Consider the following 16199-nt stretch of genomic DNA (forward strand, 5'->3'; position numbering starts at 1 on the left):
GCTCGGCTCAGTTGCCGCCGGCGTTGAGCGTCACCTCGATCGGCGCGAAGTTCTCGCCCGTGGTGTCCAGGCCCATCTCCTCCAGCGCCGCCAGCGCCTTCTCGGTGTACTCGTTCGTGTAGGCCTCCGCGTCGGGCGCCTTGGTCAGCACGGTGTCGCCGTCGGCGTTCTTGGTGCCCTGCGCGACCTCGACGGTCTGCTTCCAGGCCTCCTCGTCGACCATCCCGATGCCGTCGGTGGACGGCCAGATGAGCTGGTTGACCTCGTTCATCTGCCACAGCTGGTGCGACGCCCCCAGCTTCGACCCGGCGGCGACCACGATGTCGCGGCACTCCTCCGGGTTCTCGGCGCAGAAGATCCAACCCTGGTAGCTGGCGGTCAGGAACTTGACCGTCGTCTCCTGGTAGGCCGCGTCGTCGGCGAGCCGCGCGGTGTCGGCCCAGATCGCGTCCTGGAGCATCGCGGTGCCCTCGGTGTTCCAGTCGATGACGTTGAAGTCGTCGGCGGTGTACAGCTCACCGGTGTCGGGGTTCTCGGCCTCGAGCACCTGTGCGTACTCGTTGTAGATCATCGCCTGGGCGGCGTCGATGTCGCCGCTGAGCAGCCCGTTCATGTCGAACTGCTGCTGGGTCAGCTGGACGTCGGCGGCCGGGTCGAGGCCCGCCTTGGTCATCCCGGCGAACAGCTCGAACTCGTTGCCGTAGCCCCAGTTCCCGACCACCTTGTCGCGCAGGTCGGCCGCGCCGGTGATGTTCTTGTCCTTGAAGGACACCTGGCGGGTACCCGACTTCTGGAACACCTGACCGACGTCGGTGATGGCCGCACCCTGCTCCCGGGACTGCAGCGCCTTGGGCACCCAGGCGATGGCGTAGTCGGCCTGGCCACCGGCGAGCACGGTCTGCGGGACGATGTCCGCGCCACCCTGCAGGATCTCCACGTTCAGGCCCTGCGCCTCGTAGAAGCCCTGGTCGAGGGCGGCGATGTACCCGGCGAACTGGGCCTGGGTGAACCACTGCAGCTGCAGCTTGACGTCGGTCGTGGCGCCGGAGCCGCCGCCGGCGGTGTCCGGGGCGCTGGTCTGCCCGGAGGCGTTCATCGTCCCCGAGACGGCGGGGCTGGTGCTGGTCGCGGTGGCGGCCGGGGTACCGGCCGGATCGCTGCTGCCACAGGCGGCGAGTACGAACAGACCGGCGGCGGCGGTGGCGGCGCCGATCGTCTTTCCGAGGCGGTGCATCGGTATCTCCTGACGGGTGGGGGCGAGGGACGGTGCGGGGTGTGACGGGCGGTGCGGCGGTGCGGGGCGGTGCGGGGGGTGCCGGGGGCGGGTCAGCGGACGTCGACCCGGCCGCGGGTGGCGAGCCGCTCGACGAGCAGCGCGACGACGTAGAACAGCAGCCCGAGCAGGACGGCGCCGAGCACCGACGCCCATGCGCGCGGGTAGTTGGTGGCGGCGACGGCGGACGTGATCCGCGCACCGAGCCCGTTCTGCAGGCCACCGAAGTACTCGGTGACGACGGCGGCGATGACCGACAGCGACGCCGCGATCCGCAGCCCGGTGAAGAAGTACGGCAGGGCGCCGGGGATCCGGACCGTGCGCAGGACGGCCCAGCCGGACGCGGCGTAGCTGGCCATCAGTTCGGCGTGCACCGGACTGATCCGTTTCAGACCGCGGACGACGTTCATGAAGACCGGCACGAAGGCGCTGATGCCGACGACGAGCTGCCGGGGCAGCGCCGAGGTCGACGGGTAGAGGATGTTCAGCAGCGGCGCCAGCGCGACGATCGGGATGGTGGCCAGCGCGGCGACCAGCGGGGTGAACATCTCGTCGAGCACCCGCAGGCGCACCACAACCGCGGCGAACAGCAGCGCCGCGAGGGTCCCGCCGACCAGGCCGACGAGGGCGTTGAGCCCGGTGTTGCGGGCGGCCGTGGCGATCCGCGGGGCGTCGTTGACGAAGGCCGTCCAGATCGCGCCCGGCGACGGCAGCACGTAGGCCTGGATGTTCCCGACCTGCACCAGGGCCTGCCAGGCGAGCAGGAACAGCACGCCGAAGACGACCGGTGGCGCGATCGACCGGGTCGCGGAGCGCAGCATCTACAACGCTCCCGCGGCACCGGGGTGCGCGCCGTCGGACATCTCGCGTCCGCGCAGCGCCTCCCGGACCTGGGTGATCGCGGTGAAGAAGGCCGGCGACTCGCGCACCTGGGTGCCGCTGGCCATCGAGCCGTCGGCGTGCTGTCGCAGCCCCACCGGCACGACGGTGGCGATCCGGCCCGGTCGCGGGGACATCACCACGACCCGGTCGGACAGGAACACGGCCTCCGGGATGGAGTGGGTGACGAACACGACCGCGGCCGACGTCTCGGCGGCGATCCGGACCAGCTCGTCCTGCATGCGCTCGCGGGTCATCTCGTCCAGCGCCCCGAACGGCTCGTCCATCAGCAGCAGGCCGGGACGCTCCGCCAACGCGCGGGCGATCGCGACGCGCTGCTGCATGCCGCCGGACAGCTGGGGCGGGCGGTGCTTGGCGAAGTCGGCCAGTCCGACCATCTCCAGCAGCTCCAGGCCGCGGGCGCGGCGCTCCCGGGACCCGACGCCGTGCAGCTCCAGCGGCAGCTCGACGTTGGCCAGCACGGTGCGCCAGTCGAGCAGGCCCGCCTGCTGGAAGGCGAAGCCGTACTTGCGGCCCAGCCGGGCCTCGCGGGCCGTCTCGCCGCTGACCCGGACGGTGCCGGTGGTGGCCGGCAGCAGATCCGCGATGATCCGCAGCAGCGTCGACTTGCCGCAACCGGACGGGCCGATCAGCGAGATGAACTCGCCGGCGGGGATGGTCAGGTCGATGTCGGTCAGCGCGACGACCTGGTTCCGGCCCTTGCCGAAGGTCTTGGTGACCCCGCTGACCTCGACGGCGGCGGCGGCGACCGTCTGCGGTACCGCTCCGAAAGGTGTGCTCATGAGGCGTTCCCCGTCCGTTGGTAGCGGCGCAGGGCCAGGTCGAACAGTGTGACGATGGCGGCGGTGACGAGGCCGAGCGCGGCCGCCCCGATCACCGCGGTGTACACCCGCGACGGGTCGCCGGTGGCGCCCTGCGAGTAGCTGATGATGAGGCGGCCGATGCCGCCTTCGAGGCCGATGGAGATCTCCCCGACGACGGTGCCGACGACCGCACCGGCCGCCGCCAACCGCAGTGCCGGCACCAGGAACGGCACCGAGGCCGGCAGCTTCAGCCGCGTCAGCGTCTGCCACCAGCCGGCGTTGACCGAGCGGAAGTACTCGGTCGGCACGGCACCCGGGGACTTGAGGCCGCGGGCCATGCCGACGGCGACCGGGAAGAAGGCGAGGTAGCCGGCGATCAGCGACACCGACATCCAGCGCTGCCACTCCAACGGCCCGATCGACAGGCCGTTGCCCCACCCGGTGACGAGTGGGGCCAGGGCGATCAGCGGGACGGTCTGGCTGAGCACGATCCACGGCAGCAGCGCCCGTTCGAGCACCTGCAGCCGGTCCATCACCAGTGCGAGCCCGAGCCCGACGACGACCCCGATGGCGAAGCCGACCCCGGCCCAGAGCAGCGAGTTGCCGGCCGCCGACAGTACCGACTCGAACACCGTCGGCGCCGTGCTGCCGCGGACGATGGTCGCGCCGCCGACCTCCTGGGCGCCGAACGCGTCGATCACCGAGGTGACGTGCGGCATCGCGGCATTGCCGGCGCGCGCCCAGATGGGCACCCCGAACAGCGTTCCTCCCCGGGCCGGGCCGAGGGACTTGTAGAGCTCCCAGAGGCCGATCAGGACGGCCAGGCCCACGAGCGCCAGCACCGCCTTGCGGGCGTACCGCAGCGCGGTCATCGGCCGGGCGCCCGGGCCGGTCGTGGAGCCGACCACAACGGGCCGCCGAGGAGCGGGCCACGGTCGACCGGGGCCACCGTCTCCGCACCCGGGCCGGTCCCATCGGCGCGGCCGCCGTCCCCCCGGGACCAGGCTCCGGTCGCGCCGTCCAGCGGGCCGGACCCCGCCGCCGTGGTCCGGCCGTCCCGGTGCGCGCCGCCGAAGCGGGCGCGGAAGACGGCGGTGCTCAGGCCGGGGATCACGTCTTGGCCGCCTTGCGCGTGTTGACGGCCGGGATGACGTGGTCGCCGTAGGCCGCCAGGGTCTCGGATTTCGCGTCGTGCTGCAGGTACAGCGCGAACTGATCCACCCCCAGTTCGCACAGCTGCGCCAGCCGGTCGACCTGGGCCTCGACCGGCCCGAGCAGGCAGAAGCGGTCGATGATCTCGTCGGGGACGAAGTTCGTGTGGTCGTTGCCGGCCTTGCCGTGCGAGTTGTAGTCGTAGCCCTGCCGGCCGGCGATGTAGTCGCTCAGCGCGGCCGGGACCGCGGCACCCTGCGAGCCGTAGCGGGCGACGATGTCGGCGACGTGGTTGCCGACCATCCCGCCGAACCAGCGGCACTGGTTGCGGGCGTGCTGCAGTCCCGCCTCGGACCCGTCGGTGACGTAGGCGGGTGCGGCGACGCAGATCTTCACCGCGGCCGGGTCCCGGCCGGCGTCCGCGGCCGCCCTGCGGACGGCGGCGATCGACCAGGCGGTGATGTCGAGGTCGGCGAGCTGCAGGATGAACCCGTCGCCGATCTCCCCGGTCAGCTGCAGCGCCTTCGGGCCGTACGCGGCGACCCACACGGGCAGCTTCGACCCGACGCTCCACGGGAACTGCAGGGTGTTGCCGTTGTACTCGACGGCCTCACTGTTGGCCAGACCCCGGATCACGCCGATGCTCTCGCGCAGGGTGGCCAGCGTGGTCGGCCGGCCGTTGGTCACCCGCACCGCGGAGTCACCGCGTCCGATGCCGCAGATCGTCCGGTTGCCGAACATCTCGTTCAACGTGGCGAACAGCGATGCGGTGACCGTCCAGTCCCGGGTGGCCGGGTTGGTGACCATCGGACCGACCGTCACCTTGCGGGTGTTGGCCAGGATCTGCGAGTAGACGACGTACGGCTCCTGCCACAGCAGGTGCGAGTCGAACGTCCACACGTGGCTGAACCCGAGAAGCTCGGCCTGACGGGCGAACTCGACGATCCGCGCCGCCGGCGGGTCGTTCTGCAGGACTACTCCGAAATCCACAGTTGCTCCTCGGTCGAGGTCGTTCGCCGGAGCCGGAGATCACCACGGTCGACGGGCGGGACCGGGGAACAGCGAAGGAGCCGATCCACGGTCGTGTTCGTGCCGACGGCGCAGCCGGCGCGCATGCTGGCCGCGGCGCCGACGGACACATCTCGGTCGAGGAGCACTGACGGCCCCTAGACGAGGTTCTGCGAGAGGGAGCGCTTCACGAACCGGCCGTGGCCCTTGTGGCCGACGTAGCCGGTCTCGTCCTTGACAACGGTGCCGCGGGAGAGCACCACGTCGACGTGACCGTCGATCTCGTAGCCCTCCCAGGCCGAGTAGTCCATGTTCATGTGGTGGGTCTTGCCGAGGCCGATGCTGGTGTGGCCGTTCGGGTCGTAGACGACGATGTCGGCGTCGGCCCCGGGGGCGATGACGCCCTTGCGCCCGTAGAGCCCGAACATCCGGGCCGGGGTGGTGCAGCAGACGTCGACCCACTTCTCGAGGCTGATCCGGCCGTCCTTGACGCCCTGGTACAGCAGGTCCATCCGGTGCTCGACGGAGCCGATCCCGTTGGGGATCTTCGCGAAGTTGCCGATCCCCAGCTCCTTCTGGTCCTTCATGCAGAACGGGCAGTGGTCGGTGGACACCGTGGTCACGTCCCCGGTCCGGATGTAGCGCCACAGGTCGTCCTGGTGACCCTCCGCCCGGGAGCGCAGCGGGGTCGAACACACCCACTTCGCCCCCTCGAAGCCGGGTGCGCCGAGGTTGTCCTCCAGCGAGAGGTACAGGTACTGCGGGCACGTCTCGCCGAAGACGTTCTGCCCGGCGTTACGGGCCTCGGCGATCCGGGCCAGCGCCTGCTTGGCCGAGACGTGCACGACATACAGTGGCGCGCCGGTGATGTCGGCGAGCATGACGGCCCGGTGGGTGGCTTCCTGCTCGGTCTGCCACGGCCGGGTGACACCGTGGTAGTAGGGCGAGGTCTCGCCGCGCGCGAGCGCCTGCTGGACGAGGACGTCGATGGCCGAACCGTTCTCGGCGTGCATCATGATGAGACTGCCGTTGCCGGCGGCTTTCTGCATGGCCTGCAGGATCTGCCCGTCGGACGACAGGAACACCCCGGGATAGGCCATGAACAGCTTGAAGCTGGTGATGCCCTCGTCGATGAGCTCGTCCATCGCGGCCAGCGAGGCGTCGTTCACCTCGCCGATGATCTGGTGGAAGGCGTAGTCGACGGCGCAGTTGCCGGCGGCCTTGTCGTGCCACAGCTGGACCTGGTCCTGGACGCGTTGCCCGTGGGCCTGCACGACGAAGTCGACGATGGTGGTGGTACCACCCCACGCCGCGGCGCGGGTGCCGGTCTCGAAGGTGTCGGAGGCCTCGGTCCCGCCGAACGGCATCTGCATGTGGGTGTGGGCGTCGATGCCACCGGGGATGACGTACTTCCCGGCCGCGTCGATGACGGTGTCCGCGGTGATCGGGCCCAGGGCGGACGTGCCCGGCGCCAGCACGGCGGCGATGGTCTCGCCGTCGACCAGCACGTCGGCACGCACCGAGCCGGTGGCACTCACGACGGTGCCGTTGGTGATCAGGGTGGTCATGACTCACTCACTCCATCTCGGGGACGCCGGGTCCTGGCGGTTCCTCCCGGACGGCGGGAGGCACGCGCCGGGATCCGGCTGGGGAGGGCTCGGTCGGGGTGGAGCGCGGTCAGGGGGTGGTGGTCTTCGTGTACGACTCGGGGCGGCGGTCGCGGTAGAACTGCCAGTCGTTGCGGGCCTGGGTGATCTCGTCCAGGTCGAGGTCGCGGATGACGATCTCCTCCCGGTCCTGCGAGGCCACCTCCCCGACGTACACCCCGCGTGGCCCGACGAAGTAGGACGAGCCGTAGAAGGTGACGGCGTCGTCGCCGAACTCCTCGGTCTCGGTGCCGATGCGGTTGTTGGCGGCGATGAAGTACTGGTTGTTGGCGGCGGCGGCCGGCTGCTCGATCTCCCAGAGCCGGTTGGACAGGCCCGGTTTCGTCGCCGACGGGTTGAACACGATCTGCGCGTTGTTCAGGCCGAGCTCACGCCAGCCCTCCGGGAAGTGCCGGTCGTAGCAGATGTAGACGCCGACCCGGCCGACCGCGGTCGGGAACACCGGGTAGCCCAGGTTCCCCGGGCGGAAGTAGAACTTCTCCCAGAACTGCGGCAGGTTGGGGATGTGGTGCTTGCGGTAGGAGCCGAGCACGGTGCCGTCGGCGTCGATGACCACCGCGGTGTTGTAGTACTCCCCCTCGTTGGCCACCTCGTAGATGGGCAGCACGATGACGAGGTGCAGTTCCTTCGCGAGGGCGGCGAACCGCTGGACGGTGGGACCGTCGACCGGCTCGGTGTAGGCGTAGTACTTCTGGTCGGTCCGGATGCCGAAGTAGGGACCGTAGAACAATTCCTGGAATCCGATGATCTGCACGCCCTGCGCGGCGGCGTCGCGGGCCAGCTGCTCGTGTCGGTCGATCATCGATTCCTTGTCACCGGTCCAGGCGACCTGGGTGATGGCGGCTCGTACGACGGTCATCGGAACTCCTTCATCGGACGCACTGCGGTACGGGGGAACCACGGTGGCACTCACGGGTGACGGCACTGCCTCGACGCGCGCACCTCGGTCCCTCGCGTCTCCCGGCCACCGGTCCGACCGGATCGAGCGGCGGGAGACAGTGATCGTGAGGGATCAAGATTGCCTGACTATAAACACCGGACCCCGAATGTTTCCGGCGGATGACCGCCGGACGCCGTCAACCCTGCACCGTCTACGCAGCGTGCCGGGGACGGCACCCGCGCCCACCGGTTGGCGTCCGCTGGACGAAATCGACGGCACGAAAACGTCCGCCCGCCCCCGTGTCGCGGGTGCATCCGCCGTCGTAGGGTCGGGTGCATGTCGACCAACCTCGCAGATCCCACCGGTGCCGATCTCACCGACGAACCGGCCGTCTCCAGCGCCGACGCCCCGCCGGCGGAGGACCATCAGGCGGCGACCGAGACGGTGACGAGCGAGGAGGTCCGGACCGCCGACCGCGCGCACGTCTTCTACCCGTGGGCCGCCCAGGGCGTGCTCGACCCGCTGCCCATCGAGCGGGCCCTCGGCTCGTACATGTGGGACTACACCGGCAAGCGCTACCTGGACTTCTCGTCCCAGCTGGTCAACGTCAACATCGGACATCAGCACCCGAAGCTGGTCGCCGCCATCCAGGAGCAGGCCGGCCGGCTGTGCACGATCGGCCCGGTGGTCGCCAACGACGTCCGCAGCGAGGCGGCCCGGCTCATCGCCGAGATCGCCCCCGGCCACCTGAACAAGGTCTACTTCACCACCGGTGGCGCCGAGTCCGTCGAGAACGCCATCCGGATGGCCCGAATCCACACCGGCCGGAACAAGATCTTCGCCGCGTACCGCAGCTACCACGGCGGCACGTCGGGCGCGGTGACGTTGACCGGCGAACCGCGGCGGTGGGCGTCGGAGCCGGGAATCCCCGGGGTGGTGCACTTCTGGGGTCCGTACCTGTACCGGTCGGTGTTCTACGCGACCACGCCCGAGGAGGAGTGCACCCGGGCCCTGCAGCACCTGCGCGACCAGATCATCATGGAGGGCGCCCACACGGTGGCGGCCGTGATCATGGAATCCGTCGTCGGGACCAACGGCATCCTCGTACCACCGGACGGCTACCTGGCCGGCGTCCGCGCGCTGTGCGACGAGTTCGGCATCGTCTACATCGCCGACGAGGTGATGGCCGGCTTCGGCCGCTGCGGCGAGTGGCTCGCGGTGAACCACTGGGACGTCACCCCCGACCTCGTCTGCTTCGCCAAGGGCGTCAACTCCGGATACGTGCCGCTGGGTGGCGTCATCATGAGCGACGCGATCGCGGCCACTTTCGACAACCGCGTCTATCCCGGCGGTCTCACCTACGCCGGCCATCCGCTGGCCTGCGCGTCCGCGGTCGCCTCGATCGGCATCTTCCGCGAGGAGGGCATCGTGGAGAACGCCCGCCGGATCGGCGAGGACGTCATCGGCCCCGGGCTGCGCGCGCTGGCCGAGAAGCACCCGTCGATCGGCGAGGTCCGCGGCCTGGGTGTCTTCTGGGCGGTGGAGCTGGTCCGGGACCGGGCGACCCGGGAGCCGCTGGTGCCGTTCAACGCCAGCGGCCCGGACGCCGCCCCGATGACGGAGTTCGTGAAAGCCTGCAAGGCGCACGGGCTCTGGCCGTTCACCCACTTCAACCGCACACACGTGGTGCCGCCCTGCACGGTGACCGACGCCGAGGTGGAAGAAGGTCTGGCCATCCTGGACGAGACCCTCGCGGTCGCCGACCGGTACTACACCGGCAGCTGATCCGACGGCGGCCGTCGCCCCGGGCACCCGCGGCGGAGACCGGTGCCGGAGCCGGGTGTCGTCGGCCGCGGGGGCTGACCGAGGTCCGGCCCCGGCGGGTGCGACCGCACCGGTCGCACCCGCCGGCGGTGGACAGGGTCGGTCAGGTGGCAGGCTCCGCGGCGGGCTGGAACGCCCTGTCGTCGACCCGGACGATCTGACCGGCGTCGGGCAGGCCCAGCTCGGCGCCGAGCGCCCAGGCGGAGGCGTACAACTCACCCTTGTGGATGAGCAGCCCGGCGGGCAGCGGCACCTGGGCGTAGGTGCGGGTGCCGTCCGGAGCCACCTTGACGATCTGGCCGACCGTGGCCGGATCGAAGCCGGGCGGCGGCGCGCTCGGGTCCGCCGGCGCACCCTCGGTCAACTCGGAGACGTACACGTTGCCCTCGGCGTCCACCTCCACACCGGCGGGTCCGGTGAACCCGTCGAGCACCCGGACGGGCTCCTGGTGGTTCCAGTCGTAGACGAACACCCGGCCCGCCCCGGGCACCAGCCCGCCGAGCGCCGACACGTACACGTCGTCGTGATTGCCGTACGCGATCCCGGTCGGCACCGGGTCGCAGCCCAGGACGGCGGGGTCGTTGTTCGGGATCTCCGCACACGGACCCTCGGTGATCAGCGGCAGCGTGCGCCACAACTGCAGATCACCGGCCGCGGTGCGGAACAGGATGTCGTTGCCGCCCGCGTCGGCGATCAGCGCACTGCCGTCCCGGTGGGCGCGGACGAAGTACGGATTGGACAACGCCTCCAGGGGCAGGCCCTCCGGTCCGAACTGGGGTTGGCCGTCGGGGTTGTTGTCCCGCTCGAACTGACCGAGGTCCTCGAGCACCTCGGGGGTCCCGCCGCCGGAGGAACCCAGCAGCACCGAGATGCCGAACGGCGTCTCGGGCGCTTCGCTGCCGGGACCGGGTTCGCCGACGGCCACCAGGATCTGACCGTGCACCTTGTCCACGCCCTGCACGAGGCCGGCCCCGAGGTCGGTGAGCAACGGCGTCACCTCGCCCGACCGGACGTCGACCCGGGAGACCCGGCCGGCGTCGGCCTCGGCCACGAAGATCGTGTGGCCCCGGCCCTTGTCGGAGATCTGCCGCGGCCCGTCGAGACCCGAGGCGACGACGGTGATCCCGCTGGGGTCGCCACCGCCGTGCCCGCCGTGCCCGCCACCACCGTGCCCGCCACGCCCGTCGCCGGCCTGCGCGACCGGTGACACCAGGGCGGCGGCGAGCAGCCCCGCCGCCGACCCGACGATCCATCTGTTTCGCATCCGCACGTCTGCTCCGCTCCTTCGCGGCCCGGTGGACCCGGGCGGTCAGGCAGGAAATTAGTCCGGTCCGTCCGGCCCGGGCCAGACCTGTGGAGCGGCTGTGAACGTTCGGGAAGGCGTTTCCGTCGGTCGGCTCAAGCGGGTCGACCACGTGATGTGGGTCACACCCCTGTTCGCCGCAGGGTCGCTCATCGCCGTTGCGCTGACCGGCGCGACCCGCGCGTGACCGGTCGTCGGACCGTGGTCATTCGCCCGCGAGATCGGCGTCGTGGGGGTGCCCGTCGACGTCGGCGAACCGTCGACGCTGACCGTGACGCAGCGCCAGACTCCCTTCGACTTCGGCGCTCGCGGGTTGGGCGTCGTGCGGGTTCCCGTCCGAGTCGGCGGGCCTGGCGACGCTCACCGGTGACGCGTCGTCGGGTTGCCGGGCGACATCGGCGGGCTCCCGATGCTCACCGGCGTGGCGTCGTCCGTGTGCCGTTCGAGGTCGTCGGGCCGTCGGTGCTCCTGGTGGCGCTGTTGGCGCGGCGGCGCGCCTCAGCGGTCGACGGTGCCGGCCACCCGGGCGGCGCGCACGGAGGCCACCGCGTCCGCGACGACCGCCTCCACCTGATCGGCCTCGATCAGGAACCCGTCGTGACCGAACTCCGAGTGCATGGTGACGACCGGGCGGGTGGTGGGGGCGGCCGCGAGCTCCAACCCCAGGTGCGGGGGGAAGAGCCGGTCGGAGTCGACGACGGCCACGGTGAGTTCGGCGGTGATGCGTTGCAGTGCGGCGGTCAGACCGCCGCGACCACGGCCCAGGTCGTGGGAGTTCATCGCCTCGGTGAGGCACAGGTAGGAGTTCGGGTCGAACCGGCGACCGAGCTTGGCCCCGTGGTACTCGAGGTAGGACTGCACGGCGTAACGCCCGCCGTCGGCGGTGCTCTCCCCCGGCTGGTCCTGACGACCGAACCGGGTGTTGAGCTCGTGCTCGCTGCGGTAGGTCGCGTGCGCGATCTGCCGCGCCACCGCCATCCCGGCCAACGGCCATTCGCCGTCGTAGTAGTCACCGCCGTGGAAGTGCGGATCCGCCCGGATGGCCGACAGCTGCGGCGTGGTCCAGCCGATCTGGTCGGCTGAGGAGTAACCGCAGGTGGCCAGGGCGACGGCCGCCTGCAACCGGCCGGGCTGGCCGACGGCCCACTCCATCACGCGCATCCCGCCCATGGAGCCGCCGATGACGGCCAGGAAGGTCCGGATGCCGAGCGCGTCGGCCAGTGCGGCCTCCGCGGCGACCTGGTCGCGGATGGTGAGGGTGGGGAACCGGGAGCCGTAGGGACGCCCGTCCGCCGCGATGGACGACGGGCCGGTGGTGCCCTGGCAGCCGCCGAGCACGTTCGGCGCGACGACGAACAGCTCGTCGGTGTCCAGCACCGCGCCGGGGCCGATCAGACCGTCCCACCACCCGGGCGTCGGCTGACCCGGTCCGGCCGGGCCGACCACGTGCGCGTCACCGGTGAGCGCGTGCAGCACCAGCACCGCGTTGCCGCCTGCCTCGTCGAGCGTGCCCCAGGTCTCGTACGCCATCCGGACGTCCGGCAGCACGGCGCCGTTCTCCAGCACGAGGTCGCCGATGTCGGCGAAGCGGCGGCCCGCCACCGGATCGCCTTCCCGCCAGATCTCCGGACGCGGCGTCACTTCGACGCGGGACAGCGGCGAGACGGTGACGTCGGGGCGCCGCCCGGGAACGGCGGACAGCACCGCCCCCGCCCGGACGCCGGTGGAGCCGGCTCCCGGGTCGGGCGCGGTGCGATCGGCGTAGGCCATGGAGATCAGCATGCCAGTTTCGTGGTCGTAGGAGTGTGAACGTTCAACGATCTCAGACGCCCGCGGGGGCCACTTCCGGTTCGACGGGCTCGACGGCGGCGTCCGCCGGCTCGGCCACGGCGGCCTCGTTCGCGGCGGCCGCCGCGGCGAAGCCCTTCTCCAGATCGGCCAGGATGTCGTCGATGTGCTCGATACCGACCGCGAGCCGGATCAGGCCCGGGGTGACGCCGGTGCTGGCCTGCTCCTCGGGGGTGAGCTGCGAGTGGGTCGTGGACGCCGGGTGGATGACCAGCGACCGCACGTCACCGATGTTGGCGAGGTTGGAGAAGATCTCGAGTCCGTCGGCGAACGCCTCTCCCGCGGCCGCGCCGCCCTTCACCTCGAACGCGACGATGGCGCCGCCACCGTTCGGGGAGTACTTCCGCTGCAGCGCATGCCATTTCGACGACGCGAGGGCCGGGTAGTTCACCGAGGCGACCTCCGCCCGACCCTCGAGGAACTCCGCGACCGCGGTCGCGTTGGCGACGTGGCGCTCCAGCCGCAGCGACAACGTCTCCAGCCCCTGGTTGAGCAGGAAGGCGTTGAACGGTGTGGTGGCCGGGCCGAGGTCGCGCAGCAACTGCAGGCGGGCCTTGAAGATGAACGCGACGTTGACGCCGAACAACCCGTCCGGGCCCAGGTCGACGCCCCAGGTGAGGTTGTTGTAGCTCGGGTCCGGGGTGTTGAAGATGCTGAACTTCTCGGGATCCGCGGTCCAGTCGAAGTTCCCGGAGTCGACGATGACACCGCCGATGGCGACGCCGTGCCCGCCCAGGTACTTGGTGGTCGAGTGCACCACGATGTCGGCGCCGTGCTCCAGCGGCCGGATGAGATACGGGGTGGCGACGGTGTTGTCGACGATCAGCGGCACTCCGTTGGCGTGCGCGACGCCGGAGACGCCTTCGAAGTCGAGGATGTCCAGTTGCGGGTTGGAGATGGACTCGGCGTAGAAGGCCTTGGTGTTGGGCAGCACCGCCGCCTGCCAGGACTCGAGGTCGTCCGGGTTCTCGACGAAGCTGACCGTGATGCCGAACTTCGGCAGCGTGTAGTGCAGCAGGTTGTAGGTGCCGCCGTACAGGCGCGGGGAGGCGACGATGTGGTCGCCGGCGTTGGCCACGGTGAGCAGCGCGATCGACTCGGCGGCCTGCCCGGAGGCGACCAGCAGCGCACCGACGCCGCCCTCGAGCGCGGCGATCTTCTGCTCGACGGCGTCGTGGGTGGGGTTGTGGATGCGGGTGTAGATGTTGCCCAGCTCCTGCAGGGCGAACAGCTTCGCACCGTGCGCGGAGGAGTCGAAGGCGAAGGAGGTGGTCTGGTAGATCGGCAGCGCGCGGGCGTGGGTGGTGGCGTCGGGCGCCTGGCCGGCGTGGATCTGGAGGGTCTCGAACTTCCAGTCGTTGCTCACGGAGATGCTCATTTCTCGTCGCCGACGGCGACGGGGAGGGCGGTCCGACGGGGCGCGACAATGCGACGGTCGACGGCGGATCGCGGGGATCGGGGTGGTGCGGGCCGGTGGGGCTGATCGCGTGCGGCGGACGGATCCGGGCGGCGGGCGATCAGCCGCGCGTCAGCGGCGACAACACATTCGTGCACACACAGCGGCGCTCCGTTCAGGCGTCCCACTGGTCCACCTGCTGGCGGACCGCGCTTGTGTCCCGCACTTCGCGGGACACCGGGTCAATCACCCGGGGCACCCCACCGCGTGTGGAGGGTTGCCGCCCAGCGAGCCGGGGCTTGACGCTGGAACTCATGACCTGGTCGAAAGTGTATCCGACCGTTCGGGGGGACAACGGTGTGATCGCCGGGTCCGGCTCGGCCGCTCCGTACGGTCCGGCGACGGCGCGGGAGGGTTCCCCGAGAGCCGTCGTGTGCGCGGTCAGACCAGCAGCGCGTTGGTCGCCAGGTGCCCGGCGAAGATGTCGAGCACCTCCCGCGCCTGGACCCCGTCGCGGCGCGCGACGTAGTCGATCATCAGGCCGTCGAGGGTCGCCTGCACCAGGGCGGCGAGCTGCGGGACGGGGACGACCCATTCGATGCCGTACCGGGCCTCGACGCCGGCCAGCCACTGCTCGGCGATGCGCAGGTGGGTCGTGTGCAGCGAGAACCCCATCCGGGCCAGCAGCCCCGGGTCCCCCACCTGGCCGAGCAGCAGGACGTGCAGGGCGTGGTGCTCGTCGATCCGCTGCTCGATCATGTCCCAGACCGCACGCAGCGAGGTGCGCAGCCCGGTCTCCAGGCACGCGGCCAACCGGACGGGGCCGCCCGGATTGGCGACGTGCGAGTCGAGCAACCTCGCCGTGATCGCGACGTAGATGCTCTCCAGGGAATCGAACCAACGGTCGAACTCGGCCCGCCCGAGGCCGGCGGCGGCGCAGATCGCGTCGGCGTCGATCGCGCCGAGACCACGTTCGATGAGCAACGTGACCGTGCTGTGCAGGATGCGTTCGCGACCGTCGAGGGCGGTGTCGGGAGAGTGCACGGATCGCTCCTGTCGTGGGTCGCACCGGTCGGCGGATCTCGGGACCGGGCGGCTGTCGTGCGGGTCGCCCGGTGTGCGTGGTGGGCCCAACGGACGGTGCGGCTTGAATAATAATGCGCACGGGCCGGTCGCGAGGGCCGATCGAGTCGCCCGTCCGCTGGTGCCTCGGGGCGGGCCCGGTGGGATGGGCGGATGATCGGTGCCTGGCGGGTTGAGGTGGTGCTCACCGCCGAGCTCCAGAGCATCCGGCGGTCGGCGGAGTCGCCCGGCGCTCCGGGGCGGGCCCCGGTGGGATGAGCGGATGCACAGTGCCTGGCAGGTCGAGGTGGTGCACACCGCCGACCACGGGACCATCAAGCGTCCGATGACGTCGCCCATCCGCTGGCGCCAGGGAACGGGCCGCGATGGGATGGACGGATGCACAGCGCCTGGCAGGTCGAGGTGGTGCACACCGCCGACCACGGGACCATCAAGCGTCCGATGACGTCGCCCATCCGCTGGCGCCCGGGAACCGGCCGCGGTGGGATGAGCGGATGAACGGTGCCTGGCGGGTCGAAGTGGTGCACACCGCCGACCTGGGGAGCATCCGGCGGTCGGCGGTGCGGGCGCTGCTGTACGAGGTGTTCGATGACATGACCGAGCCCGACTGGGAGCACTGCCTCGGGGGCGTGCACGCGCTGACCGTGGCCGACGGCGGGATCGTGGCCCACGCGGCGCTGGTCGCGCGGCGCCTCGGACATCGTGGTCGCCCCCTGCGGGCCGGCTACGTCGAGGGCGTCGCGGTCCGCCCCGACCGGCAGCGGCAGGGTCTGGGGTCGGCGGTGATGGCACCCCTGGAGCGGATGATCGTCGACGCCTACGAGGTGGGGGCGCTGGCCGCCACGGACGACGGCGCCCGCTTCTACACGGCCCGCGGCTGGCGGTCCTGGGCCGGGCGCACCTGGTCGCTGACCCCGGACGGCGCGGTGCGCACCCCCGACGACGACGACTGCGTGTTCGTGTGGCCGGGTGCGTCGGAGCCACTGGACCTCACGGGCGACCTGCTCGCCGACTGGCGCGACGACTGCGCCTGGTGACCCCGGAACGCCAGAACGGGCGGCA

14 protein-coding genes and 1 riboswitch are annotated in these 16199 nt (G+C 71.1%); of the genes, 3 read left to right on the forward strand and 11 right to left on the reverse strand.

Annotation, left to right across the window (positions count from 1 at the left end; genetic code table 11):
• Positions 1-7: 7 nt before the first annotated feature.
• From DB033_RS14395 to DB033_RS14430, 7 genes are all read right to left on the reverse strand, one after another.
• On the reverse strand, positions 8-1234 hold the full coding sequence (locus DB033_RS14395) for an ABC transporter substrate-binding protein (RefSeq protein WP_111767640.1): 1227 nt from the start codon (positions 1232-1234) through the stop codon (positions 8-10).
• Between the two features lie 92 nt (positions 1235-1326).
• Positions 1327-2094, reverse strand: coding sequence for an ABC transporter permease (locus DB033_RS14400; protein WP_111767641.1), 768 nt, complete (start codon positions 2092-2094; stop codon positions 1327-1329).
• On the reverse strand, positions 2095-2955 hold the full coding sequence (locus DB033_RS14405) for an ABC transporter ATP-binding protein (protein WP_111767642.1): 861 nt from the start codon (positions 2953-2955) through the stop codon (positions 2095-2097). It abuts the gene before it with no gap.
• Positions 2952-3848 carry an ABC transporter permease gene (locus tag DB033_RS14410; RefSeq protein WP_111768322.1) on the reverse strand — a complete coding sequence of 299 codons (897 nt, stop codon included), beginning with the start codon at positions 3846-3848 and terminating at the stop codon, positions 2952-2954. The genes DB033_RS14405 and DB033_RS14410 overlap by 4 nt, the downstream gene beginning before the upstream one ends.
• A gap of 238 nt (positions 3849-4086) precedes the next feature.
• Positions 4087-5118, reverse strand: coding sequence for a TIGR03842 family LLM class F420-dependent oxidoreductase (locus tag DB033_RS14420; RefSeq protein ID WP_111767644.1), 1032 nt, complete (start codon positions 5116-5118; stop codon positions 4087-4089).
• A gap of 176 nt (positions 5119-5294) precedes the next feature.
• Positions 5295-6704, reverse strand: a complete 1410-nt coding sequence (gene hydA / locus DB033_RS14425) for a dihydropyrimidinase (protein ID WP_111767645.1) — start codon at positions 6702-6704, stop codon at positions 5295-5297.
• Positions 6705-6813: 109 nt separating this feature from the next.
• Positions 6814-7662 (reverse strand): nitrilase-related carbon-nitrogen hydrolase, encoded by an 849-nt coding sequence (locus DB033_RS14430; RefSeq protein WP_111767646.1) that lies wholly within the window; start codon positions 7660-7662, stop codon positions 6814-6816.
• Between the two features lie 357 nt (positions 7663-8019).
• On the opposite strand from DB033_RS14430, the gene DB033_RS14435 reads away from it, so the two are divergent.
• Positions 8020-9468, forward strand: a complete 1449-nt coding sequence (locus DB033_RS14435) for an aspartate aminotransferase family protein (protein WP_111767647.1) — start codon at positions 8020-8022, stop codon at positions 9466-9468.
• Positions 9469-9610: 142 nt separating this feature from the next.
• Here DB033_RS14435 and DB033_RS14440 read toward each other — a convergent pair whose 3' ends face one another.
• Positions 9611-10771, reverse strand: coding sequence for a ScyD/ScyE family protein (locus DB033_RS14440; RefSeq protein ID WP_111767648.1), 1161 nt, complete (start codon positions 10769-10771; stop codon positions 9611-9613).
• A 100-nt stretch (positions 10772-10871) separates the two neighbouring features.
• On the opposite strand from DB033_RS14440, the gene DB033_RS21690 reads away from it, so the two are divergent.
• A complete protein-coding gene (locus DB033_RS21690; RefSeq protein WP_276309220.1) occupies positions 10872-10997 on the forward strand; it encodes a hypothetical protein in 126 nt (41 codons plus the stop codon).
• A 311-nt stretch (positions 10998-11308) separates the two neighbouring features.
• Here the strand turns inward: DB033_RS21690 and metX are convergent, their stop codons facing one another.
• The 3 genes from metX to DB033_RS14455 form a co-directional block, all read right to left on the reverse strand.
• Positions 11309-12592, reverse strand: coding sequence for a homoserine O-acetyltransferase MetX (gene metX, locus DB033_RS14445; protein WP_111767649.1), 1284 nt, complete (start codon positions 12590-12592; stop codon positions 11309-11311).
• 40 nt (positions 12593-12632) lie between these two features.
• The gene (locus tag DB033_RS14450) at positions 12633-14036 is read right to left on the reverse strand and encodes a bifunctional o-acetylhomoserine/o-acetylserine sulfhydrylase (RefSeq protein ID WP_170315561.1); all 1404 of its coding nucleotides are present in this window, start codon (positions 14034-14036) and stop codon (positions 12633-12635) included.
• A gap of 222 nt (positions 14037-14258) precedes the next feature.
• Positions 14259-14374: riboswitch (SAM riboswitch) on the reverse strand.
• Between the two features lie 121 nt (positions 14375-14495).
• Entirely contained in the window at positions 14496-15098 is a 603-nt protein-coding gene (locus tag DB033_RS14455) for a hypothetical protein (RefSeq protein WP_111767650.1), read from the reverse strand.
• A 533-nt stretch (positions 15099-15631) separates the two neighbouring features.
• Here DB033_RS14455 and DB033_RS14460 point away from each other — a divergent pair.
• The gene (locus DB033_RS14460) at positions 15632-16174 is read left to right on the forward strand and encodes a GNAT family N-acetyltransferase (RefSeq protein WP_111767651.1); all 543 of its coding nucleotides are present in this window, start codon (positions 15632-15634) and stop codon (positions 16172-16174) included.
• Positions 16175-16199: the final 25 nt, after the last annotated feature.

This window comes from Nakamurella deserti, from assembly GCF_003260015.1.
Classification (GTDB): Bacteria; Actinomycetota; Actinomycetes; order Mycobacteriales; family Nakamurellaceae; genus Nakamurella; species Nakamurella deserti.

Coding starts and splice junctions, on each gene's coding strand:
- DB033_RS14395 (WP_111767640.1), bottom strand. CDS start 1,234: ATGCACCGCCTCGGAAAGACGATCGGCGCCGCCACCGCCGCCGCCGGT.
- DB033_RS14400 (WP_111767641.1), bottom strand. CDS start 2,094: ATGCTGCGCTCCGCGACCCGGTCGATCGCGCCACCGGTCGTCTTCGGC.
- DB033_RS14405 (WP_111767642.1), bottom strand. CDS start 2,955: ATGAGCACACCTTTCGGAGCGGTACCGCAGACGGTCGCCGCCGCCGCC.
- DB033_RS14410 (WP_111768322.1), bottom strand. CDS start 3,848: ATGACCGCGCTGCGGTACGCCCGCAAGGCGGTGCTGGCGCTCGTGGGC.
- hydA (WP_111767645.1), bottom strand. CDS start 6,704: ATGACCACCCTGATCACCAACGGCACCGTCGTGAGTGCCACCGGCTCG.
- DB033_RS14430 (WP_111767646.1), bottom strand. CDS start 7,662: ATGACCGTCGTACGAGCCGCCATCACCCAGGTCGCCTGGACCGGTGAC.
- DB033_RS14435 (WP_111767647.1), top strand. CDS start 8,020: ATGTCGACCAACCTCGCAGATCCCACCGGTGCCGATCTCACCGACGAA.
- DB033_RS14440 (WP_111767648.1), bottom strand. CDS start 10,771: ATGCGAAACAGATGGATCGTCGGGTCGGCGGCGGGGCTGCTCGCCGCC.
- metX (WP_111767649.1), bottom strand. CDS start 12,592: ATGCTGATCTCCATGGCCTACGCCGATCGCACCGCGCCCGACCCGGGA.
- DB033_RS14450 (WP_170315561.1), bottom strand. CDS start 14,036: ATGAGCATCTCCGTGAGCAACGACTGGAAGTTCGAGACCCTCCAGATC.
- DB033_RS14460 (WP_111767651.1), top strand. CDS start 15,632: ATGAACGGTGCCTGGCGGGTCGAAGTGGTGCACACCGCCGACCTGGGG.